General features: G+C 45.8%; 1 protein-coding gene. It reads right to left on the bottom strand.

Annotated elements, in window-relative coordinates; translation table 11 throughout:
- Positions 1-169: 169 nt before the first annotated feature.
- The gene (locus PGU50_RS17950; protein WP_072522126.1) at positions 170-484 is read right to left on the bottom strand and encodes a relaxasome subunit MobC; all 315 of its coding nucleotides are present in this window, start codon (positions 482-484) and stop codon (positions 170-172) included.
- Between the last annotated feature and the right edge of the window lie 81 nt (positions 485-565).

Below are 565 nucleotides of genomic sequence, written 5' to 3'. Positions count from 1 at the left end.
GGCATGAGCAGGTCTGGCTGAAAGCCCCGCCGACGGAACGAGCCCGGCAAGCGTGAGCGCAGACCGGTTGCCACTTGTGGCAAACTTATTGGGACGACCTCTGGTTGTCCATAAGTGCGCCCTTCATGAAAAAGCAATGAAGGGAATGAAAAACTCATCCCCTCCGCCATTACACTTCCTCCATATCGGTATTGGCTTCTTTCTGCATTGCCTTTGAGAAAAACTTCCCATTGGCTTCCTGCCTTTTCAGAAAACCAATCAGCTTTGGGATGTCTTCCTCCTCAATAGGTGCACCAAGAACGGATTCCACTGCACCGCCAATCTGACAGAGCCTATGGGTTCGTTTTTTACTTTCTTCGGCTTTCTTTCGTTTCAGAAGTTCTTTCTTCTGTGTTGCATATCTTTTCGCCTTTTCAAGGCTTTCCTGTTCCTTCTTTTCCATTTCAAGCATTCGTTCTTCATAACTTTTTGTTGATTTTGCCATGATTACATTCCCCTTTCTTTTGCAAACATAAGTTCTCGGTTGCGTATCAGAAGAAGCACATGGTATAATCTTCTTGCGTGT

The sequence above is a fragment of the Coprococcus sp. AM11-30B genome (assembly GCF_027674365.1).
In the GTDB taxonomy this organism is placed as follows: Bacteria; Bacillota; Clostridia; order Lachnospirales; family Lachnospiraceae; genus Allocoprococcus; species Allocoprococcus comes.
This window is presented reverse-complemented; position numbering and strand designations above follow the sequence as displayed.